The following is a 332-nucleotide window of genomic DNA, read 5'->3' as shown; positions in this document are numbered from 1 at the left end:
GCGTCGCAGCCGCGGCTGATGAAACGTCCGCCGTTGCTTGCGCGACAGCCAGAGTCCGGCATCGACCATCCAGCTGCGCAACGTCTCGCGTGACACACGCAATCCATCGCGCTCGGCAAGCTTCTCCGCCGCCAACGTCGGTCCGAAATCCGCATAGCGTTCACCAACCAGCGTCACCGCATAGTCTCGAACACCGTCGTTGATCCGATTGTTCGACGGCCGGCCGATCGCCTTGTGACGGATCGATGCTGCGCCGTCATTCCGAATCCGCTCCAGAAGACGACGGACCTGACGCTCGCTCAAGTCAAGCACATGCGCCGCCGTCACCATCG

Annotated in this window: 1 protein-coding gene; it reads right to left on the bottom strand. The window is 63.0% G+C overall.

Annotated features, from left to right (window positions below; genetic code table 11):
• A partial coding sequence (locus AC2YI2_RS35215; protein ID WP_487391151.1) for a helix-turn-helix domain-containing protein occupies positions 1-332 on the bottom strand: 332 nt, incomplete at both ends.

The organism is Rhizobium sp. SRI_017 (assembly GCF_057586295.1).
The sequence above is the reverse complement of the archived record's forward strand: the minus strand, read 5'-3'. Positions and strand labels throughout refer to the sequence as shown.